This is a genomic window from Bacillus cereus group sp. MYBK5-2 (assembly GCF_051915685.1).
Taxonomy (GTDB): Bacteria; Bacillota; Bacilli; order Bacillales; family Bacillaceae_G; genus Bacillus_A; species Bacillus_A cereus.
On the sequence record NZ_JBQAFE010000004.1, the window covers coordinates 242,222 to 261,985 of the forward strand.

A 19,764-nucleotide genomic window follows, 5' to 3' on the forward strand; every position below is an offset into this window, starting at 1 on the left:
TCTTTTTTATGCTTTATAAACGATCATTGCTGAAAAACAATAAATTTGGTTTTCATCGTCGTTAATAGAAACACCAACTTGATACTTAATATCTACAAAGTTGCTATCATCAATCTTTTTCAAAAACACATTCACAGCGTCTTCTAAGTCTTTTTCGTGACTTTCATCAAAAACTTTCACACGAATCATGTTAACACCATCCTAGATCGCAGCCCTCCGCCGCTTGATTATTGCCACGGTGCGTATCTATGATGCGATAAAACTTTCCATTTTCATATATATATCCGTCTTCTAACACATATTTTTTATCTTCAGTATAGACATAAAACTTACCTATCATAAATTTACTCGTATATAATTCCAAATAATTTGGTCTAAATTTAGCTACAACTTTATTTGTAATATCAATTTTTATTGTGCGCCCCACCTTCTCTCCCTCCTTTGCAAAGAACGGATTTAGGTATATTGTATTAGCGCTTTTACATTTTATGCTTAAAAATAAGTGGATATGCCTTCTTTCTCACCTGTACTATTTTTCTAAAAAATCACTATAAATAAAACCCGAAAAAAATACAAAAAAAGCACTTTACCTTATTGACTCGAATATAAATATTATGTTATTATATAAAATTTGACATTTTTACATACGTATGCTATCATTAAAAGTGGTTACCACATATGGAGGTGGATGATTTGTTTCAAATTGGTGATAAAATCGTTTATCCAATGCACGGTGCAGGAATCATCGAAGCAATTGAAGAGAAAGAAATATTAGGTACTTCACGTCAATATTGTGTGATACGCATCATTAGTAAAGATATGCAAGTAATGCTTCCGATGGATCAATTAAAAAAATCAGGTATTCGTTATATCGTTGATCGAGGTACGTTAGATGATATACTTCTTGAATTTCAAAACGGGGAGTCAGACACATCACTCTCATGGAAACAAAGATATACAATGAATATGGAAAAAATGAAAAACGGCAATTTACAAGATAGCGCAGAAGTTGTTCGGGATTTACTTCGCCGCAATAAAGAGAGAACTTTAAATGCGAGTGAAAAACAAATGCTAGATAACGCCCGAAAAATGATGATTAGTGAAGTTGCACTCGTTCAAAATGTTTCTGAACATCAAGCAACAGAATTTCTTCAAGATACAATTAATCACTAAATTTAAAATAGCTGGCCGCTATTTTTTTTTTGTAAAAAAAGGACGAAGAGTTTTATCTCTTCGTCCTTTTATATTACCCACGCCCAGCTTGAAACGATGGATATAACGTCATTCCACCATCTGCAAATAGCGTAATTCCCGTTACGTAACTCGCCTCTGATGAAGCGAGCCAAGTTGCTACTGCTGCGATTTCTTCAGGTTTTCCAATATAGCCCATAGGTATCATACTTTCTACGTCAGCCCGTTTTTTAGGATCAGCAAACTTTTCTGCATTGATTGGCGTATTAATTGCACCTGGTCCTATATTATTTACTCGAATACCTTTTGGCGCATACTCTAGCGCTAACGTTTCTGTCATCAGTTTAATACCACCCTTACTTGCTGCATAGTGCACAAATAGTGGCCACGGAATTTTCTCATGAACACTAGACATATTAATGACTGACCCTTTAATATCATGTTCTACAAAATATTTAATCGCTTCACGACTTCCTAAAAAAGCACCTGTTAAATTTGTATTAATTACCCTATTCCAATCTTCAAGCGGCATTTCATGCGACGGTACCGCGTTTTCTATCCCTGCATTATTAATCATAACGTCAAGCGTACCAAACTCTTTCACAGCAGATTGAATGAGATTCACAACATCCGATTCGACGGTTACATCACCTTTTACAGCAATCGCTTCGCCGCCTACCTTTTTAATTTCTTCTAACACATCATTCGCTTCTGACTCTCGTGAGCGATAATTAATAACCACTTTCGCTTTTTCCTTAGCAAACCTCACTCCCATCGCTCTTCCGAGACCAGTTGCTGATCCTGTAATAACGACAACTTTCCCTGCTAAATCACTATACATTTCCATACCTCCTTTAACTTTTGGCTATACCTAACATAATTCCGGCTGCGATAATAAAAACAATACCGACAACGATACCCGTTAATTGACGTTTCGTTTTCTTTTCACCTAATATAAGGATCCCACCAAGCGTGGAAATAATAATTCCCATTTGCGATAGCGAGAAACTTGTTGCGACTCCAACACGCGGCTGCGAAATGAATAAAAACATATTTCCAGCTGCCCAAATTAATCCTGGAATAATATTTCGGATTGCATATTTATTAAATGGATGATGTTTAAAGGTAAGCAAAATCCCACCTAACACCATACCAACTGCTTGTGGCAACAAAGCTGACCAACCATCTACGTTAAATAGTCTAATCACTACTACGTAAACTAAATAGCCGACTGTTGAAATTAATAAAATTACGATACCTCTTTTAAAGTTTGCTGCTTGCTCTGCATTCTTTTCTTCTTCACTTTGAAGCGATGTTAAAATAACACCGATAATAATACAAACGAGCGCTAAAATCCCAAGGACGACCGATATTGTCGTGGACCATTCATGAAATACGATAACGCCAAATAAAGTCGTCGCGACTAATTGAAGTCCTGTTGAAATTGGCATCGTCCTCGAAACACCCATTAAATCAATACTTTTCAATTGATTTGCCTGACCAAGCGCCCAAAATAAACCTGACACAACTCCAACTCCGATAACGGTAGGTGTTAATACTGGCTTCATAAAAATATAAACAACAATTGAGAAAATAAGTGCTCCAAACGTTGTTCCGAGCGTTTGACTATACGGTCCCCCGCCCAGTTTTACGTTAAATAGCACAATACTTCCCCAAAATATAGCTGGTAAAATCGCTAAAAATATATCCATCACTCATTACCTTTCTTTACTAAATGCCATAGGTTATCACTCTAAGTCGTTAGAGTGAGCTTTTATTTTTTCTTTTTCCCGTTCACAAACTTTTTCTGCAATAGCGTCAGAAACATTCTTTTCTCGCTCCACTTTCTTTATCTTTACGTGATCTAAATGATCTTCCAAAGTAAGCGTAACTTTATCATTCGGGGGATTATGCGCTCCTTGAAATGTAAGAAATTGTAGCTTCACTTCATACCTAGGAACAAATTCATCTTTCTTGCCGAGACGCTTTATATTTATGACTGAAGCACATTCATATTGATCTTCTGTCACTTGTCTAATAACTGAATAGTACCTATTTGATAATGCACTCTCTAAAAGCTGTTCTCTTGATTCTTTCGCGAAAGAATCACTTGGAGAAGAGAAAAAAGACGCACATAGCATTGTCATAACTACACATATTTTTTTCATAATTCCCTCCTTGTTCTATAGATTAGTGTTCTCAAAACTGCCATAAAAAAACGACTTTCCCTATATAGGAAAGTCGTTTTAATGAATCCAATATTAACCACCGCTCACTGGTGGGATTAGTGCAACAACATCACCAGATTGGACCTTGTCATCTTCATTTGCATATTCTTCATTAATCGCAACCATAATTGGCTCTGAAACTGGTACATTATATTCGTTCGCAACAACATCTTTTAACTGTGCAACCGTAATATTTTCTTTCTCTATTTGTAATTCACTTGTCCCTGCTTCTTCTTGCAAGTGCGCAAATAACAATACTCGAATCATACTTATAGCTCCTTCCCAGGCTCTCCCGCCGGATATGGTGTTTTTTCTAATTGATCACCAATCCATGAGTCACCATCTTCCCAAAACTCCTTTTTCCAAATCGGAACAATTTGTTTTATGCGTTCCATAATATATTCGTTCGCTTCATAAGCCGCTTTACGGTGTGGTGTTGAAACAGCAACAACAACCGCTATATCAGAAATTTGCAACGTACCGATGCGATGTGTAATCGCAACGTGTGTACCTGGCCATTTCTCTTTCACTTCTAATCCGATTTTCTCTAGCATCTTTTCTGCCATCGTTTTATAAGCGACATATTCTAAGTATAATGTACGACGCCCTTTCGTAAACTCTCTAACCGTTCCAATAAATGTTGTAACAGCACCGCATTCACGTCGAATTACTTTCTTCGTTACCTCTTCAATCGAGATTTCTGTATCAATTACTTCATAATATGTATTTGTCATTTCGCACTCCTAACCGTTTGTAAAAACCAGTCTATGTACAACTCTTCTTCTGTTATATGAAATACTTTATATTCTTCTCGTATATTTGCCGGGACATCATACCACGTAATAACCGCCACTATATTTTCTACTTTATGTAAAAGCTCAGCATCTTCCGCAGAACGAAGTAACACTACTTTCGGGTAGTTCTCTTTTTTATAGCCCTCTATTAAAATTGTATCCACTTTAAAAAACTCATATAAGCGAATAATTTCTTGCAAGGACCATTTCTTTCTTAGTGAAGAAAGTGAAAGTAATCCAGCACCTTCTACACTACTTACGACAGCACCAGCTTTACGGTGTCTTTCGCTATCTTTTTGCGCTACTTCTGGAAAACCTCCGTGCCCGTGATGTTTAATTGTAGCAACTTTCATTTCGCTTTCGGCTAATGCATGCACAATTTTCTCTACAAGTGTCGTTTTTCCGCTATTTTGATACCCTACTATTTGTAAGATTGAAGGGGCTTCGCCCATGGCCACTCACATCCCTCAGAGTGCTCTAACAATAATACGGATACTTTCATTCCGGTCTCAAATCCTCTCGTTCCTCCGGGTAACACGATAAAAGCATTCGCATCTGCAAGTGAAGATACCGCACTCGATTTATCTAAACCAACCGGCATCGCTTGTAACGCCCCATCCACAATTGTTACGTTCGCTCTTACGAAACGAGTAAATGGATTTGGCTTCGGAAAATCTTTTTGTAAAATAGCATCCGCTCTATATATGTGAGGTTCCTTCGCATACAAATACGTTTTTATAATTGGATGCACAAATAATTCAAAGCCTACATAACAAGCAGACGGATTTCCTGATAAACCAAAGAGTAACTTTCCATCAACTTCAGCTACTGTCGTTACACTTCCGGGCCTCATGGCTATCTTATTAAAGAGTACATTTGCCTGTAATCTTTCATAAATAGCTGGTAAGTAGTCATAATCTCCTACTGATACACCGCCTGTTGTAATTAAAATGTCGACCTCATCGATCGCTGATTGAACAGCTGTAAAACATGCATCTAACTCATCCGCGAGTTGACCATAATAACGAACTTTCCCGCCAGCTTTCATAATTTGAGCTGCGATCATATACGAGTTACTATTTCTAATTTTCCCCGGTTCTAACGGCTCATGTACTTCTAGTAATTCACTTCCTGTCGTTACAATACCGACAACAGGCTGTTTTACAACTTTCACCGTGCTATATCCAAACGTTGCTAGTAAGGCCGCAACACCTGGATTAATTGCAACACCTTTCTTAACGAGAACTTGATTTTGTTTTATATCTTCTCCTTTAAACGACACATTGTCACCGTTATTAAAAGGGCGTTTTAACTTCATATATGTTTTCCCGTTCTTCTCAAACCCTTCTGTCAGCTCTAGCATTACGACTGCATTGCAATCTTCTGGAATAGCTGCTCCTGTCATAATGCGAATTGCTTCAAAAGCTCCTACTTCCTCTAAAAAAACGGAACCCGCCCCGATTTCTCCTATTACTTCAAATTCAACTGGATTCTCTTGAGTTGCTTCTTTCGTATCTTCTGCTCGAATGGCGAAACCATCGTAAGGGGAACGATCAAAATGAGGAACGTCATGATCTGAGACAACATCTTCCCCGAGAATTCTCCCGTAACTTTCCGTAATAGAAATTTCTTCTACTTCACCATGCTTCGCATATTTCATTACCCGTTCTACTGCCTCAGCAACTTGAATTGGAATTCGTTTTTCTACCATCGTTTCTCACCTCATATTTGCAAATTTTTTTATCTCGATTAAACTTTATATATTCAATAGAAATTACTTCAAGGAGGAATTCCATGTCTTCATTTACACATTTCAATGACCAAGGACGCGCAAAAATGGTTGATATAAGCGACAAAAAAGCAACCGTTCGAACAGCAATTGCGTGCTCTAGCATTGTCGTTACGAAAGAAATTTACGATAAAATCTCTCACAATGAAATTGGGAAAGGTGACGTATTAGCAGTTGCGCAAATCGCAGGCATTATGGCCGCGAAACGTACTTCTGATATTATCCCAATGTGCCACCCTTTATTATTAAAAGGTGTTGACGTTTCTTTCGATTGGAAACAATCAGAAGAACAATATCGTTTACTCATTGAAGTAAAAGTTAAAACAGAAGGTAGCACCGGTGTTGAAATGGAAGCTTTAACAGCTGCTTCCGCTACCGCTCTTACTGTGTATGATATGTGTAAAGCTGTCGATAAAGGTATGATTATCGGCGAAACGTACTTACTTGAAAAAACAGGTGGAAAAAGTGGAGATTATACGAGAAATTCATAATCCTCTCTCCGTTGAGCCTAAAGGGTTTCCTTTAGGTTCAACCTATATATCTTGCATATAAACTTTTCGCTACATTCATATCATTCGTCCCATGAATGAACGCCCTGCCATCTGTAAATAAAACAAAACGATATTCTTCTACCGGAAATGATAATAAATAAGGTGTCGCCTTTATCTCTACGCTTCTTTGTAAGCGTTTTTTAATTTCTTCTAAATTAAAATTCTTCCGCACACCCGGGCGAATTTGTACTGTATTCCGCCCACATAACACTTCTGTTTTCGTTTGTCCTTCAAATGTTAAACTCGGATATGTACGTAACCTTCCGCACGATAAACAAGTATCTTTTTTCTGCCTATTCACTTTAAATGCCATCTGTTGATTATTCCAAAGATCAAACGATAACATCGTTTCACGAAGCGCACCAAAGTCTTCTACTAATATTTTCAGCGCTTCCGTAATTTGATGCGCAACTACTAATTGTACTGCCGGTTGTATAATACCAGCTGTGTCACATGTTGCACCGCTCGCTGGATGCTCCATTAAACAGCGAAAACACGGTGTTTTCCCTGGTAAAATTGTATACGTTACTCCGTAGCTTCCGACACACCCACCATATATCCACGGAATATTATACTTTTGTGAAATATCATTAATAAGAAGACGCGTTTCAAAATTATCTGTCGCATCTAATATTAAATCTACATCATTCACTAATTCTTCCATTTCTTGCACCGTTACATCCGTCACAACAGGAGTTATTTCCACCTCAGAATTAATTGCTCTTAAATGCTCTGCTGCCGCTACCGCCTTCGGTTTATACTGCTTTGCATCTTCTTCTGTATATAGTTGTTGTCTTTGTAAATTACTCCATTCTACATAATCACGATCAGCAATCGTTACTTTTCCAACACCCGCTCTAACAATCGCTTCTGCATTTGCCGCACCGAGAGCACCAGCACCAATAATAAGCACATGCTTCTCTCTTATTTTTCTCTGTCCTTCTTCTCCAACACCAGAAAATAATATTTGTCTTGAATATCGCTCCTGCATGCGATAGCCCCCTTTCTTATCCTCCTATATAAGACATTTCGATTTTCGGACGATTTTTTGCACTTTCTTCTGTTCGTTCATCCGAATACCTATCTTTTCTATTCATCCATACATCTTGTATAACACTTAATAACTCCTCATCCGAAAGATTTCCTCTAAGAAGTTCTCTTACATCCAAACCCTCTGTCGCAAATAAGCACGTATAAAACTTTCCATCTGCCGAAATTCTCGCCCTCGTACAAGAGACACAAAATGACTCAGAAACAGATGTAATAAAACCAACTTCAACATTTGTTCCAACGTACCGATATCGCTTCGCAACTTCACCAAAGTAATGCGCTTCGGCTGGCTCAAGTGGATACATCTTATGAATCATCTCAATCAATTCTCGTTTTGTAACGACTTGATCAAAATTCCACCCATTTGTACTACCAACATCCATAAACTCAATAAACCGAAGCGTGATTCCTTGCTCTTTAAAATACGCAGCCATCGGAAGTACTTGATGATCGTTCATCCCTTTTTTTACAACCATATTTACCTTTACTTCCAGCCCCGCCTCTTTAGCTGCTATAATTCCCTTAATTACCGGTTTTGTATTAATATTTCGACCATTAATATTCTTAAATATGTCATCATCTATCGCATCTAAACTAACATTCACTCTATGTAATCCAGCTTCTTTTAATGCCTTCGCTTGTTTCGTTAAATGTACAGCATTTGTCGTTAACCCTATATCTATTAACCCATCAATTTTCACAAGACGTGCAATAAGTTTTGTTAAATCTTTACGAAGTAGTGGCTCACCACCAGTAATTCTAATTTTTCGTACACCGATGTTAACAAATAATTTTGCCAAACGCTCAATTTCATCAAAAGTTAGTAAAAACTCATCTTTCAAAAAAGCATAATCTGGCCCAAATATTTCCGCTGGCATACAATATGTACATCTAAAATTGCAACGATCAATGACAGATATACGTAAATCTTGAAGTGGGCGTCCAAAAAAATCTTTAACCATCTCCTGCATCGCCACCCTCCCTTTCTGCCAAATTTCTTTCTTTTCATTCTATTATAATATATTTTCGAACTACGATGTTTTTGCTCAAGGGAATAAAGTGAAACTTTAAATAATTAGAGGGAATCCACTCCCCCTGGTTAACGAGGTTTACTTACAAATACAAAGATAAAAAAACCTTGAAACATAAAAGTTTCAAGGTTTTTTGCTTATTAACTTAATCTAATAATAGTTAGGGTAGCCCCTGGCGTTGCTGTAGATAATGTAGCTACTGCAACTACTCCAAATAACTGTAAGCTAACAGCAGCTCCAGCAGGCAAGTTAGCGATTATTGTTGCACTAAATGAACCAGTAGCCACTGTCGGAGCGTTTATCGTTCCCGCAAGCGGACTGCCATTTACAGTTATACGAGAACTTACAACTAATCCTGCCGTTAAATTAATTGTATAAGCTATATAATAATTTCCTGCATTCGCAACTGTAAATACAGTATTTCCACCACTAACGGTTATTCCTGGACCAATATTTTGATTGTTCGGTAATGGTACATTCGTACCACCTAATAAAACGGAAATAGCGGTTCCTGATGTATTATTCGCAAATGCATACGTTGCAGTTGTACTAACTCCAGTCGCCCCGGTCGCTCCAGTGGCCCCAGCTCCGGTTGGACCTGTATCTCCAGTTGGACCTTGTGAACCGGTTGCTCCTGTTGCCCCCGTTACTCCTTGGATTCCTTGCGGGCCTTGAATTCCTTGTGGACCTGTCGCTCCGGTTGCTCCTGTTGCTCCCGTTGGACCTTGAATTCCTTGCGAGCCTTGGATTCCTTGTGGCCCTTGAATTCCTTGTGGCCCTGTCGCTCCGGTTGCTCCTGTAGCTCCCGTTGGACCTTGAATTCCTTGCGGGCCTTGGATTCCTTGTGGGCCTTGAATCCCTTGTGGGCCTGTCGCTCCGGTTGATCCTGTTGCTCCCGTCGGACCTTGAATTCCTTGCGGGCCTTGAATTCCTTGCGGGCCTTGGGGGCCGGTCGGGCCTATATCACCTTGCGGACCTTGGATTCCCTGTGGGCCTTGTGCCCCGGTTGCCCCTGTCGCTCCTTGGATTCCTTGAGGACCTTGTGGACCTTGAATTCCTTGGGGGCCGGTTGGACCTATGTCGCCTTGTGGGCCTTGAATTCCTTGGGGACCTTGTGCTCCGGTTGCCCCCGTTACTCCTTGGATTCCTTGGGGACCTTGAATACCCTGTGGACCGGTTGGACCTATCTCTCCTTGAACACCTTGGATTCCTTGCGGGCCCTGTAAACCCGTCACTCCGGTTGCTCCCGTTGCTCCTGTCGCTCCTGTCACTCCAGTTGAGCCTGTCGCCCCGGTATCTCCTGTTACTCCTGTCGCACCTGTTGCTCCTGTCGGGCCAGGTGGTCCACCTGATGGACCTGTCACTCCTGCCGGACCTGATGGCCCCGTTGGGCCGGTCGGTCCTGCTGGTCCTCCTGACGGGCCAGTCACCCCTGTTGGACCGGTTACTCCTGTTGGACCGGTAGTTCCTTCTCCCGTCGCTCCGGTTGCCCCCGTATCTCCTGTTGCTCCCGTCGGACCTTGCACTCCTTGTATTCCTTGTGGTCCTTGCACTCCTTGTGCACCTGTTGCTCCTTGAATCCCTTGTATTCCCTGCACTCCTTGTGCGCCCATCGGACCTGTTGGACCAATCGCCCCTTGTATTCCTTGCACTCCTTGGGGCCCCTCTGGACCGGTTGCTCCTATTTCCCCTTGTATCCCTTGAATTCCAGTTGCTCCTTGTGCTCCAGTTGCTCCCGTTATCCCTTGCACACCTTGTATTCCCTGTATTCCTTGTGGACCTTGTGGGCCGGTTGCTCCTTGCACTCCTTGAATGCCTTGTATTCCCTGAGGACCCTCTGGACCCGTTGCTCCAACTGGCCCTTGAACACCTTGTATTCCTTGCGGGCCCTGCAGTCCCTCTGGGCCTTCTGGGCCGGTTGGACCTATCTCTCCTTGTATCCCTTGGATTCCAGTTGGACCTTGTGACCCAGTCGGACCTATGTCACCTTGCGGACCTTGGATTCCCTGTGGGCCTTGTGCTCCTGTTCCCCCTGTCGCTCCTTGGATTCCTTGAGAACCTTGTGGGCCTTGAATTCCTTGTGGGCCGGTTGGACCTATGTCGCCTTGTGGGCCTTGAATACCTTGCGGACCTTGATCTCCTGTGGCCCCCGTTACTCCTTGAATTCCTTGGGGACCTTGAACACCTTGTGGCCCTGTTGGACCTATCTCTCCCTGCACACCTTGGATTCCTTGCGGACCTTGCAAGCCCGTCACTCCGGTTGCTCCCGTTTCTCCTGTCGCTCCTGTCACTCCAGTTGAGCCTGTCGCCCCAGTATCTCCTGTTACTCCTGTCGCCCCGGTTGCTCCTGTCGGGCCAGGTGGTCCACCAGATGGACCAGTTACTCCCGCCGGACCTGATGGCCCCGTTGGGCCGGTCGGTCCTGCTGGTCCTCCAGACGGGCCTGTTACCCCTGTTGGACCAGTTACTCCTGTTGGGCCTGTAGTGCCTTCCCCTGTCGCCCCAGTTGCTCCCATATCTCCTGTTGCCCCCGTCGGACCTTGGATTCCTTGAATTCCTTGTGGACCTTGCACTCCTTGTGCACCCGTCGCTCCTTGAATTCCTTGTACTCCTTGCACTCCTTGTGGCCCCATCGGACCGGTTGGACCAATCGCCCCTTGAGCACCTTGCACTCCTTGTGGCCCCTCTGGACCCGTTGCTCCTATTTCCCCTTGTATCCCTTGAATTCCAGTTGCTCCTTGTACTCCTGTTGCTCCCGTTATCCCTTGCACACCTTGTATTCCCTGAATTCCTTGTGGGCCTTGTGGGCCTGTTGCTCCTACCGGTCCTTGAATGCCTTGTATCCCCTGGGGACCCTCTGGACCCGTCGCTCCAACTGGCCCTGGCACACCTTGTATTCCTTGCGGGCCCTGCAGTCCCTCTGGGCCTTCTGGACCTGTTGGTCCTATATCACCCATCGGACCTTGTATCCCTTGAACTCCCTGTGGCCCTGTTTCTCCTGATGGCCCTGGTACTCCTTGTATACCTTGTGGACCTTGATCTCCTGTGGCCCCTGTTACCCCTTGTGGCCCTATAACCCCCTGTATACCTTGTGGACCTTGATCTCCTGTTGCTCCCGTTGCCCCTTGAATACCTTGAACTCCTTGTATTCCTTGTTCACCAGTTACTCCCGTCGGACCAGGAATACCTTGAATACCCTGCGAACCTTCTGGACCTGTTGGCCCAATTGGTCCTTGAATCCCTTGGATTCCTTGCAAGCCCTGTGCTCCCGTACTTCCAGTCGGACCTGTACTTCCCGTTGCTCCTGTTACCCCTGTACTTCCTGTAGCCCCAGTATTCCCCGTTGCTCCAGTCGCACCTGTACTTCCACTCGGTCCGCCACCCGGACCTGTCGCACCAGTCGGCCCCGTCGGACCAGGAGGTCCTCCAGATGGTCCAGTTATTCCAGTTGGACCTGTTATTCCAGTCGGGCCTGTTATCCCCTGACCAGTCGCTCCGGTTACACCTGTATTTCCACTCGGTCCTTGTGTTCCTTGTATTCCTTGTGCTCCTTGTATTCCTTGTGGACCAGTTGCACCCGGTAACCCTTGGACGCCTTGAATTCCTTGAGGTCCCTCAGGTCCTGTCGCTCCAATTGGCCCCTGTAATCCCTGTATCCCTTGTATCCCTTGTGCCCCAGTCGCTCCCGTTGGACCAATCGGACCTTGTAACCCTTGCACACCTTGAGATCCTGTCGCTCCAGTTTCTCCTTGTGGTCCTCTCAATCCTTGTGGCCCCTGCTGTCCTTCTGGTCCAGTTGCACCTATTGGACCAACTGATCCTTGTATCCCTTGCACACCTTGAGGTCCTGTCGGGCCCATCTCCCCCATCGGACCTTGTAATCCTCTTGGTCCTTGAGGTCCTGTTGGGCCTTGTGGACCGGTTGGACCAGTAATCCCTATACCTGTAAATCCAGTTGGAACAGGGGGGAAAGTAGGTCCAATAAGTTCAGGTGGAATTCTAAAATTAGAGCTTAACGAATTTTGCTTCCGATTATTATCACGATTCTTCACACTTTCACCACCTACAAACCGTCTTTTTCATAATAAATAAGCCTCTTCTTAATCTATTTACAAAAATAATTTCCAAGACTATTTTTATTTTAAATAATAAAAACTCCCTTAATTCCTTAAGGGAGTCCTGCAATTGAATCCATATTATCTGTATTAGGGACAGCTTGTGCTATACCCGATGTATTTACACTTTGCCCCATATTTGTTCCTGTTACAGTACCAGCAGGAGTGCCTCTTGTATATGTTGTGGTCACCGAATCACCCGGCTGTAAACAAAGCTTCGTCTCCGTCCCTATTACTGTAACAACATCAATCCAAGTGCACCCCATTGAACCACTATATGATTTCGAAGCAGTAAATGAAGTATCACTCAAATTATCACCAGTAAATATATTTCCAGTGTTATTCACAATAACAAATTCTTTTATATGAGCAGGCATAATTACACTCTACCTTTCCTCTATGAACCTAATGTACGTGTACTTGTTGCTAACGGCGGAAGAAACACTGATGTTCTAATGACTGCTTCTGGCTGTCTTTTCCCATTTAAAAAAATAGCCGCACTCGACCCTCCAGCACCTGCATATACTTTTGCTACAGCTAAAGGCGAGATATCATAACAGTCGCCGACATTAACAGCTCCTGTATTATTAATAATTTTTACTTTACGCAAATTAATCCCCATTTACCCCTCCTCCTTTTTATACTGTATGCAAAAGAAAAAAACTTGAAACAGACTCGTTTCAAGTTTTTAACTATTAACTATTTCGTTTCACCTTCATATTGAAGCATACCGCCAACCATATTCACTGTTTTAAATCCTTGCTCATTTAAATAATGACATACATTTTCACTGCGCATTCCTGAACGACAAATAAAGATATATTCATTCTCTTTATTAAAGAAATCTACTTTATGTGGGATATCGCCCATTTTAATATGTACAGCTTCTGGAATCTTTCCTGCCGCTACTTCTTCATCTTCTCTTACGTCTACTAAAAATAACGTTTCTCCATTTTCTAAACGCTCTTGTACCTCTTCTGTAGTAATTGTTTTAACTTCTGTCATATGTAGTTCCTCCTTATATACAATAAAACCTTTAGTTTCTTTTTCACAAACATTCTCTACCAATTTTAGCACGCAAAAGAAAGAACGCAAAGAATCGAAAAACTATTTCTCAATTTTCTCGCAAAACTTATTCTTTACAAACATAACTCTTGCATTGTATCCTCAATATACTTGTCTTATGAAAGGAGCCAATGAAAATGACACTTTCCCTTTTCATAATGGGCATCATTTTCTTAATCGCTGCAATTATTACTCTTAGTATGAAAAATACTAAAAAAATAAAATCACCCCAAGAAATGTCATTCTTATTTCTATTGCTTAGTATTGCATTCTTCGGTATAGCAATTGCCACGTATATTTTCCGTCTACAAATCATGTAAAAAAAGGTGCCTACTACAAACATTGCACCTTTTCCCCATCATTTGTCTTCTAAACAAAACTAGATACTTTCCGATTTAAAAATTCATAAACTTTCTTTTCAAATAAATGAATATCAAATGCTCCCGCCATATGCCCATTTATACTTTCTATCTCATACACTTCCGCATACTTCCCTTGTTTTTGCAAAATATCTACCATTTTATAGTTGTAACGAGACGGCTGAAGCAAATCTTGTTTACATGGAATCATAAGTACATTCGCTTCTATGTTAGAAAGAGATTCTTCTAGTGAAGAAAACCCATGTGCAATATCATGCAATAAAACTGCCTTTGCAGTATACATCCATGAATTTGCATCTACTAACTCTATACTTGTATATGTCGCTTTATTTATTTCTTTTTCAAATGATGTTAGTGTAGAAAACTTTTCATAAGGTTCTACCTCTATACTGTTACGAGGAAATGCCATTTCATAAAAATACTCATCAAACGCGTTCATAAACATCATTCTATTTGCTAAATGAAGCCCCCTTATCGGCTGCTCTTCTCCATATTTTCCATCTTTCCAACTTGGATCCAGTTGAATTGCTTCAATCGCATTTTGCGCTACATTTACTGACGTAATAATTGGATTTTGTGGGTTCGTAATAACGCCAATCATCCGCTCTACCATATGTGGATAGTGAACCGCCCATTGTTGTGCAATCATTCCCCCCGCTGACGGTCCGATTACAGCGTGTAACCTTGAAATTCCCATATCTTTTATTAATTCATATTGCATACGAGCTACATCAAGAAATGTAAAAACCGGAAACCCCATAGCATATTCTTCTCCAGTTTCTGGATTAATTGATTTCGGTCCTGTTGTAATCACATATGGATTTCTCACCTGCACATTACAAAGATTATCTGTACATATAACAAAATACTTGTTTGTATCAATTGCTTTTCCAGGTCCAATGAGCCCATCCCACCAACCAGACTCCTCATCATGCACTGTATATTTTCCTGCCGCATGACTTGTTGCACTAAAATAATGACAAACCAAAATCACATTTGACCTTTCTCTATTTAAAGTGCCATATGTCTCGTATCCCATTTGAACAGGAATTTCCCTGCCATTTTCAAACGTAAACCCTTTTAAAACAAACTTCTCCTTTTTTACAATTTGCACAGATTCTCCCTCTTCCCGTTATAGTATGAACTGCTTACTAAAGATTTTTTTCCATGCAAACTAATCTCCTTCTTCTTTTCATAAATAAATGAATAATATACAAAATTAGCCACAAAATAGCACTATATTACAAGATTAAAGAGGGTATACACATGATTTGGAATTGGTTACGTAAGAAAAAAAAATCAAATACATCAAAATCAAACGAAACAGATAACCAGGAGCAGCATTCTAACAATCAAGAGGATGATAACAAAGAACAGACTAGAAGTATGAAACATAATAAAGGTAAAAATAACGAGCAAAAAGATTCTTCTCAGGATAAACAACAGAGCGCTAAACAAGAGGATTCCTCTCAGGATAAGCAGCAAAGTGCTAAACAAGATGACTCTTCTCAGGATAAGCAACAAAACGCTAAACAGAATGATTCCTCTCAAGATAAGCAACAAAGTGCTAAACAGGATGATTCCTCTCAAGATAAGCAACAAAGTGCTAAACAAGATAATTCGTTTCAGGATAAGCAACAAAGCGCTAAACAAGAGGATTCGTCTCAGGATAAGCAGCAAAGTGCTAAACAAGATGACCCTTCTCAGGATAAGCAACAAAGCGCTAAACAGGATGATTCCTCTCAAGATAGGCAACAAAGTGCTAAACAAGAGGATTCGTCTCAAGATAAACAACAAAGTGCTAAACAAGGTGATTCTTCTCAAGATAAACAACAAAACGCTAAGCAAGATGAACCTTCTCAAAGTAAGCAACAAAGCGCTGGAGGTAATAGTATTTATGACTTTACAAAACCAGAAAAAGACCGTATCCATTCTTTACAAAATTTAATAGAGAAGCTGAAAAAGTCTAGTGATTTTGTGAATTACCATACATCCGACGATGAAACGATGCCTTATTGGATTTCTTACTATCGTCCTTCGCTTGATGGAGAGAAATTACAAAAATATTTAATGCCTACTCTTTTGGAACGACCTAATGCTTCACTAGAAGAGCTGAAAGAACATATTCCAATGAGCGGCATTACAATTACGAACGACTTACAAAAAATTGAGGATATGGTTTTAAAGGGGCATGCGATTATTCAATTGAATCAGCAAGATCAAAAATGTATGCTGGCAAACATTGCAATTGATAATTATCGTGCACCAACCCCTCCTTTAAACGAATCAACTGTTATCGGACCACAAGAAGGTTTCGTAGAGGATATTGATACAAACATTAATTTAGTTCGAAAACGTCTTCCTGTTTTAGATTTACAAACAAAAGAAATGATTATTGGCGAGTTTTCCAAAACAAAAGTTGTCATGATGTATTTAGACAACCTCGCTGAAAAAGATAATGTAGATTTTCTCGAGGAATCATTACGCGCTCTTGAATATGATCAAATTAATGATAGTGCTTATTTACAAGAATTAATGGGTGAAAAATCGATTTTCCCTCTCTATATCAATACAGAACGCACTGATAGAGTTACAAAAGCACTAATCGATGGTAAAATCGCTATTTTTGTGGACGGTTCTCCAAGTGTTTTACTAACACCTGTATCCTATTTTGATTTTTTCATTTCACCAGAAGACTACAATGTCTCCTGGATGTACGCTACATTTTCAAGGATTTTAAGATTAATTGCCGTTCTATTTTCAATTTGCGCTACACCGTTATACGTTGCAGTTTTAAATTATCATTATGAACTCATTCCAAGTGATTTACTTGAAACTTTAATTTTATCAAGAGCACAAGTACCATTCCCGCCTTTAATTGAAGCACTCTTTTTAGAACTTGCAATCGACTTACTGAGGGAAGCTGGCGCGAGGTTACCGATGAAAGTTGGTCAAACGCTCGGTATTGTAGGCGGTATCGTAATCGGGCAAGCATCTGTACAAGCTGGTTTAACGAGTAATATTTTATTAATTATCGTTGCCTTATCAGCACTCGCTTCCTTTATTACACCTATTTACAAAATGGGTAATGCGGTTCGATTACTACGCTTCCCATTTCTCATATTTGCAGAAATAGGAGGACTTTTCGGGATTTCTCTTGGATTTATCTTCTTATTTACGCATCTATTTAGACTTACTTCTTTACGCAAGCCATACGCTTTGTTCTACCCAACAAGACAACAATCTGTTAAAGATTCTTGGATTCGTTTCCCTTTAACAATGATTGATACAAGAGATGTACAAGCAAGACCACAACATGTAAAAAAAGCAGCGAAAGGAATTTCAACAAAACATAGATCGGACTTTGATGATTAAGAAATGAGGTGCATTCGATGAGTAAAGTTCAAGAAAAATATCAAATATCTCCTATCTTCGTTTTCTTCTTAATTCACGGTGCACAGTTCGGTGCTGGCGTTCTCGGCTTCGCTCGAATCATCGCAAAGGCCGCTGGATACGATGGATGGATGGGCGTTATAATCACAGGAATTTTCATCCATATTATTATATGGATGATGTATGTCTTATTAAAAGAAACAAATGGGAATTTAGTTGATTTACATCGGCAAACATTTGGAAAATGGCTAGGAAATGGCATTAGCATCATCTTTATGGCTTATTTTTTAATCGTTAGTATTTCAGTCATCCGAACATATGTTGAAATTATTCAAGTATGGATGTTTCCTACCGCTTCCACCTTTATGTTAACACTCTTTTTATGCTTAGTTAGCTATTACATTATCTCTTCTGGATTTCGTGTCATTACCGGTATTTGCGTCATCTCTGTTGGTGGTACATTAGGATATTTATTTCTAAGCTTATTCGTTTTGAAATATTCACATTGGGATAATTTACTACCTATATTCACACATTCTTTTTCAGACATTTTAAAATCCGCTCAACTGTCAATCTACAGTATGACCGGTTTTGAGATTTACCTCATGGTGTATCCATTTGTGAAAAAGCCTATGCAATCTCATAAATACGCTCAGCTTGGAGCACTATTTTCAAATCTTCTATATCTATTTAGTACCCTTTTAGCCTTTGCATTTTTTAGTGAGAAGCAATTGTTAAAAACAATATGGGCACAACTTTCTATGACCCAAGTCATTCAATTACCATTTATAGAAAGACTCGAATATATTGCAATTTCAGGCTATGCACTCGTTATTATTTCAAGTTTTATCCTCCCTTTATGGGCGTCAATGAGAGGAACTCATGAAATATTCCGTGTAAAACAAAGGGGTGTTTTAATTGCTTTTATCTTTATCACTCTCATTGTTTCGCAACTTTTAACAAACAGACACGATATTAATAACTTTATTAGTAATGTATCAAAAGTTAGTTTTTGGCTCATTTATGTATACATCCCAATCCTATTTATTATTGTGTGGGTGAAAAGAAAATGGAAAAAATCAAAAGCACAAGCAAATTAATACTTATTTCTTGTATAACATTCTTCAGTCTAATTGGATGTTTACAAAAAAATATTATCGATGATGTACAACTTATTCAAGGAACAGTTTTTGATGTCGCAAAAGATAATAAAGTAAAAGTGACATTCGTTTGTCCCATTCAGAAAAAAGGAAATAAAGTTCAAGTTTTTGAAGGCAGTGCAAATGCGGTAAAACAAGTAAAAGCAGACACATCTTTAGAGTCTTCTCAACCATTTGCTAGCGGACAAATGCGTGTCGCTCTATATACAATAAGGCTTGCAAAAAAAGGAATGTCTACTTCATTCGATACATTACTTCGAGATGTGAATATAGGGAACGCTCTATATGCTGCTTTATTAGATGGGAATGGTACTGAACTTTTAAAAGGCAAATATTCGACTTCATACAACGTTGCCATTTATATAAAAAAATTGCTAGAACATAACATGGAGACCGGACCTTTACCAGCGGATAATCTACATATAGGAGCATTTCGCTATTACCAAGAAGGAAAAGACTACTATATTCCCATTCTAAAGAAGCATGGTGATAAAATAAAAATTACCGGAATTGGCCTTTTTAAAAAAGATAAATATATCGGTAAAATTGCGGAAAAAGATATGTTCATATTTAAAGGACTATTAGAGAAACATAAATTAGATTCACATGAATTTAAAACAGATTCTGCGTACGTCATGATTAATAATATTCGTTCTGTTCCAACTTACGATATAAAAATTAAAAACGGAAAGCCTTCTTTTTTCATTCATGTTCATCTTGATGCACGTATTCAAGAACTATCGAAAGCAATTAACTTGGAAAATAACAAGAACACAAAAAACATTGAAAAAAACGTCCAAAAACAATTGGACATACAGGCTTCCAAATTAATTAAGCAGTTTAAATCTTTAGGCGTCGATCCTCTCGGGCTAGGTGCAAAGTATAAGCAACATTATCGCCCATTCAAATTAGAAGAATGGAGACAAATGTATAAAGATGTTCCGGTTCATATAAAATACACCGTAAATATTACAAATTCTGGTGTAATTGAATGAGAAATGATTGAACTCCTCTCTC

General features: G+C 39.9%; 22 protein-coding genes. 6 read left to right on the forward strand and 16 right to left on the reverse strand.

What is annotated here, in order from left to right; translation table 11 throughout:
• Window positions 1-6: 6 nt before the first annotated feature.
• Together ACTFP3_RS16970 and ACTFP3_RS16975 are read right to left on the reverse strand one after the other, a co-directional pair.
• Window positions 7-189 (reverse strand): sporulation protein Cse60, encoded by a 183-nt coding sequence (locus ACTFP3_RS16970; RefSeq protein WP_000621751.1) that lies wholly within the window; start codon window positions 187-189, stop codon window positions 7-9.
• Window position 190: 1 nt separating this feature from the next.
• Window positions 191-427, reverse strand: coding sequence for a DUF2553 family protein (locus tag ACTFP3_RS16975; RefSeq protein ID WP_000533804.1), 237 nt, complete (start codon window positions 425-427; stop codon window positions 191-193).
• A gap of 251 nt (window positions 428-678) precedes the next feature.
• Between ACTFP3_RS16975 and ACTFP3_RS16980 the strand changes: the two genes are divergently transcribed.
• Entirely contained in the window at window positions 679-1,173 is a 495-nt protein-coding gene (locus ACTFP3_RS16980; protein ID WP_000451445.1) for a CarD family transcriptional regulator, read from the forward strand.
• 73 nt (window positions 1,174-1,246) lie between these two features.
• Here the strand turns inward: ACTFP3_RS16980 and ACTFP3_RS16985 are convergent, their stop codons facing one another.
• The 7 genes from ACTFP3_RS16985 to moeA form a co-directional block, all read right to left on the reverse strand.
• Complete coding sequence (locus tag ACTFP3_RS16985) at window positions 1,247-2,032, reverse strand: glucose 1-dehydrogenase (protein WP_000286673.1); 786 nt, start codon at window positions 2,030-2,032, stop codon at window positions 1,247-1,249.
• 13 nt (window positions 2,033-2,045) lie between these two features.
• On the reverse strand, window positions 2,046-2,903 hold the full coding sequence (gene glcU, locus ACTFP3_RS16990) for a glucose uptake protein GlcU (RefSeq protein ID WP_000350861.1): 858 nt from the start codon (window positions 2,901-2,903) through the stop codon (window positions 2,046-2,048).
• Between the two features lie 36 nt (window positions 2,904-2,939).
• The gene (locus ACTFP3_RS16995) at window positions 2,940-3,359 is read right to left on the reverse strand and encodes a DUF3888 domain-containing protein (protein WP_000717684.1); all 420 of its coding nucleotides are present in this window, start codon (window positions 3,357-3,359) and stop codon (window positions 2,940-2,942) included.
• Between the two features lie 93 nt (window positions 3,360-3,452).
• Window positions 3,453-3,686 (reverse strand): molybdopterin converting factor subunit 1, encoded by a 234-nt coding sequence (gene moaD, locus ACTFP3_RS17000; protein WP_000621777.1) that lies wholly within the window; start codon window positions 3,684-3,686, stop codon window positions 3,453-3,455.
• A gap of 2 nt (window positions 3,687-3,688) precedes the next feature.
• Window positions 3,689-4,153, reverse strand: coding sequence for a molybdopterin synthase catalytic subunit MoaE (gene moaE / locus ACTFP3_RS17005; RefSeq protein WP_000185942.1), 465 nt, complete (start codon window positions 4,151-4,153; stop codon window positions 3,689-3,691).
• Window positions 4,150-4,665, reverse strand: a complete 516-nt coding sequence (gene mobB, locus ACTFP3_RS17010) for a molybdopterin-guanine dinucleotide biosynthesis protein B (RefSeq protein ID WP_098583621.1) — start codon at window positions 4,663-4,665, stop codon at window positions 4,150-4,152. The genes moaE and mobB overlap by 4 nt, the downstream gene beginning before the upstream one ends.
• Complete coding sequence (gene moeA / locus ACTFP3_RS17015) at window positions 4,635-5,924, reverse strand: molybdopterin molybdotransferase MoeA (RefSeq protein ID WP_440010874.1); 1,290 nt, start codon at window positions 5,922-5,924, stop codon at window positions 4,635-4,637. The genes mobB and moeA overlap by 31 nt, the downstream gene beginning before the upstream one ends.
• Before the next feature lie 83 nt (window positions 5,925-6,007).
• Between moeA and moaC the strand changes: the two genes are divergently transcribed.
• Entirely contained in the window at window positions 6,008-6,493 is a 486-nt protein-coding gene (moaC, locus tag ACTFP3_RS17020; RefSeq protein ID WP_000094146.1) for a cyclic pyranopterin monophosphate synthase MoaC, read from the forward strand.
• A 37-nt stretch (window positions 6,494-6,530) separates the two neighbouring features.
• Here the strand turns inward: moaC and ACTFP3_RS17025 are convergent, their stop codons facing one another.
• The 6 genes from ACTFP3_RS17025 to ACTFP3_RS17050 form a co-directional block, all read right to left on the reverse strand.
• On the reverse strand, window positions 6,531-7,544 hold the full coding sequence (locus ACTFP3_RS17025; RefSeq protein ID WP_001158105.1) for a molybdopterin-synthase adenylyltransferase MoeB: 1,014 nt from the start codon (window positions 7,542-7,544) through the stop codon (window positions 6,531-6,533).
• Window positions 7,545-7,560: 16 nt separating this feature from the next.
• Complete coding sequence (moaA, locus tag ACTFP3_RS17030) at window positions 7,561-8,574, reverse strand: GTP 3',8-cyclase MoaA (RefSeq protein ID WP_001157114.1); 1,014 nt, start codon at window positions 8,572-8,574, stop codon at window positions 7,561-7,563.
• 200 nt (window positions 8,575-8,774) lie between these two features.
• Window positions 8,775-12,686, reverse strand: a complete 3,912-nt coding sequence (locus ACTFP3_RS17035) for a BclA-related collagen-like exosporium protein (RefSeq protein ID WP_440010876.1) — start codon at window positions 12,684-12,686, stop codon at window positions 8,775-8,777.
• 116 nt (window positions 12,687-12,802) lie between these two features.
• On the reverse strand, window positions 12,803-13,126 hold the full coding sequence (locus ACTFP3_RS17040; protein WP_001110855.1) for a hypothetical protein: 324 nt from the start codon (window positions 13,124-13,126) through the stop codon (window positions 12,803-12,805).
• A 20-nt stretch (window positions 13,127-13,146) separates the two neighbouring features.
• A complete protein-coding gene (locus tag ACTFP3_RS17045) occupies window positions 13,147-13,371 on the reverse strand; it encodes a spore germination protein (RefSeq protein ID WP_000512463.1) in 225 nt (74 codons plus the stop codon).
• Window positions 13,372-13,448: 77 nt separating this feature from the next.
• Entirely contained in the window at window positions 13,449-13,754 is a 306-nt protein-coding gene (locus ACTFP3_RS17050; RefSeq protein ID WP_000141207.1) for a rhodanese-like domain-containing protein, read from the reverse strand.
• Window positions 13,755-13,951: 197 nt separating this feature from the next.
• Here ACTFP3_RS17050 and ACTFP3_RS17055 point away from each other — a divergent pair, with 197 nt between their 5' ends.
• A complete protein-coding gene (locus tag ACTFP3_RS17055; RefSeq protein ID WP_000175905.1) occupies window positions 13,952-14,134 on the forward strand; it encodes a hypothetical protein in 183 nt (60 codons plus the stop codon).
• A 49-nt stretch (window positions 14,135-14,183) separates the two neighbouring features.
• On the opposite strand, the gene ACTFP3_RS17060 is transcribed toward ACTFP3_RS17055, so the two are convergent.
• The gene (locus ACTFP3_RS17060; RefSeq protein ID WP_326036550.1) at window positions 14,184-15,308 is read right to left on the reverse strand and encodes an alpha/beta fold hydrolase; all 1,125 of its coding nucleotides are present in this window, start codon (window positions 15,306-15,308) and stop codon (window positions 14,184-14,186) included.
• A gap of 152 nt (window positions 15,309-15,460) precedes the next feature.
• Between ACTFP3_RS17060 and ACTFP3_RS17065 the strand changes: the two genes are divergently transcribed.
• Genes ACTFP3_RS17065 through gerHC form a run of 3 tightly spaced genes read left to right on the forward strand, consistent with a single transcriptional unit; the run spans window position 15,461 to window position 19,742 of the window.
• Window positions 15,461-17,569, forward strand: coding sequence for a spore germination protein (locus ACTFP3_RS17065; protein ID WP_326036549.1), 2,109 nt, complete (start codon window positions 15,461-15,463; stop codon window positions 17,567-17,569).
• A 17-nt stretch (window positions 17,570-17,586) separates the two neighbouring features.
• Window positions 17,587-18,687 (forward strand): spore germination protein, encoded by a 1,101-nt coding sequence (locus ACTFP3_RS17070; protein WP_006924871.1) that lies wholly within the window; start codon window positions 17,587-17,589, stop codon window positions 18,685-18,687.
• On the forward strand, window positions 18,657-19,742 hold the full coding sequence (gene gerHC, locus ACTFP3_RS17075; protein ID WP_006924870.1) for a spore germination protein GerHC: 1,086 nt from the start codon (window positions 18,657-18,659) through the stop codon (window positions 19,740-19,742). Before ACTFP3_RS17070 ends, gerHC begins: the two co-directional genes overlap by 31 nt.
• Window positions 19,743-19,764 lie beyond the last annotated feature (22 nt).

Excerpts from the sequence above, each read along its gene's own strand:
- ACTFP3_RS16970 (WP_000621751.1), bottom strand. The coding sequence starts at position 189 with ATGATTCGTGTGAAAGTTTTTGATGAAAGTCACGAAAAAGACTTAGAA.
- moaA (WP_001157114.1), bottom strand. The coding sequence starts at position 8,574 with ATGCAGGAGATGGTTAAAGATTTTTTTGGACGCCCACTTCAAGATTTA.
- mobB (WP_098583621.1), bottom strand. The coding sequence starts at position 4,665 with ATGGGCGAAGCCCCTTCAATCTTACAAATAGTAGGGTATCAAAATAGC.
- moaC (WP_000094146.1), top strand. The coding sequence starts at position 6,008 with ATGTCTTCATTTACACATTTCAATGACCAAGGACGCGCAAAAATGGTT.
- moaD (WP_000621777.1), bottom strand. The coding sequence starts at position 3,686 with ATGATTCGAGTATTGTTATTTGCGCACTTGCAAGAAGAAGCAGGGACA.
- moaE (WP_000185942.1), bottom strand. The coding sequence starts at position 4,153 with ATGACAAATACATATTATGAAGTAATTGATACAGAAATCTCGATTGAA.
- ACTFP3_RS17040 (WP_001110855.1), bottom strand. The coding sequence starts at position 13,126 with ATGCCTGCTCATATAAAAGAATTTGTTATTGTGAATAACACTGGAAAT.
- ACTFP3_RS17055 (WP_000175905.1), top strand. The coding sequence starts at position 13,952 with ATGACACTTTCCCTTTTCATAATGGGCATCATTTTCTTAATCGCTGCA.
- ACTFP3_RS17065 (WP_326036549.1), top strand. The coding sequence starts at position 15,461 with ATGATTTGGAATTGGTTACGTAAGAAAAAAAAATCAAATACATCAAAA.
- ACTFP3_RS16985 (WP_000286673.1), bottom strand. The coding sequence starts at position 2,032 with ATGTATAGTGATTTAGCAGGGAAAGTTGTCGTTATTACAGGATCAGCA.
- glcU (WP_000350861.1), bottom strand. The coding sequence starts at position 2,903 with ATGGATATATTTTTAGCGATTTTACCAGCTATATTTTGGGGAAGTATT.
- ACTFP3_RS16995 (WP_000717684.1), bottom strand. The coding sequence starts at position 3,359 with ATGAAAAAAATATGTGTAGTTATGACAATGCTATGTGCGTCTTTTTTC.
- ACTFP3_RS17070 (WP_006924871.1), top strand. The coding sequence starts at position 17,587 with ATGAGTAAAGTTCAAGAAAAATATCAAATATCTCCTATCTTCGTTTTC.
- ACTFP3_RS16980 (WP_000451445.1), top strand. The coding sequence starts at position 679 with ATGGAGGTGGATGATTTGTTTCAAATTGGTGATAAAATCGTTTATCCA.
- moeA (WP_440010874.1), bottom strand. The coding sequence starts at position 5,924 with ATGGTAGAAAAACGAATTCCAATTCAAGTTGCTGAGGCAGTAGAACGG.
- ACTFP3_RS17045 (WP_000512463.1), bottom strand. The coding sequence starts at position 13,371 with ATGGGGATTAATTTGCGTAAAGTAAAAATTATTAATAATACAGGAGCT.
- gerHC (WP_006924870.1), top strand. The coding sequence starts at position 18,657 with ATGGAAAAAATCAAAAGCACAAGCAAATTAATACTTATTTCTTGTATA.
- ACTFP3_RS17050 (WP_000141207.1), bottom strand. The coding sequence starts at position 13,754 with ATGACAGAAGTTAAAACAATTACTACAGAAGAGGTACAAGAGCGTTTA.
- ACTFP3_RS17025 (WP_001158105.1), bottom strand. The coding sequence starts at position 7,544 with ATGCAGGAGCGATATTCAAGACAAATATTATTTTCTGGTGTTGGAGAA.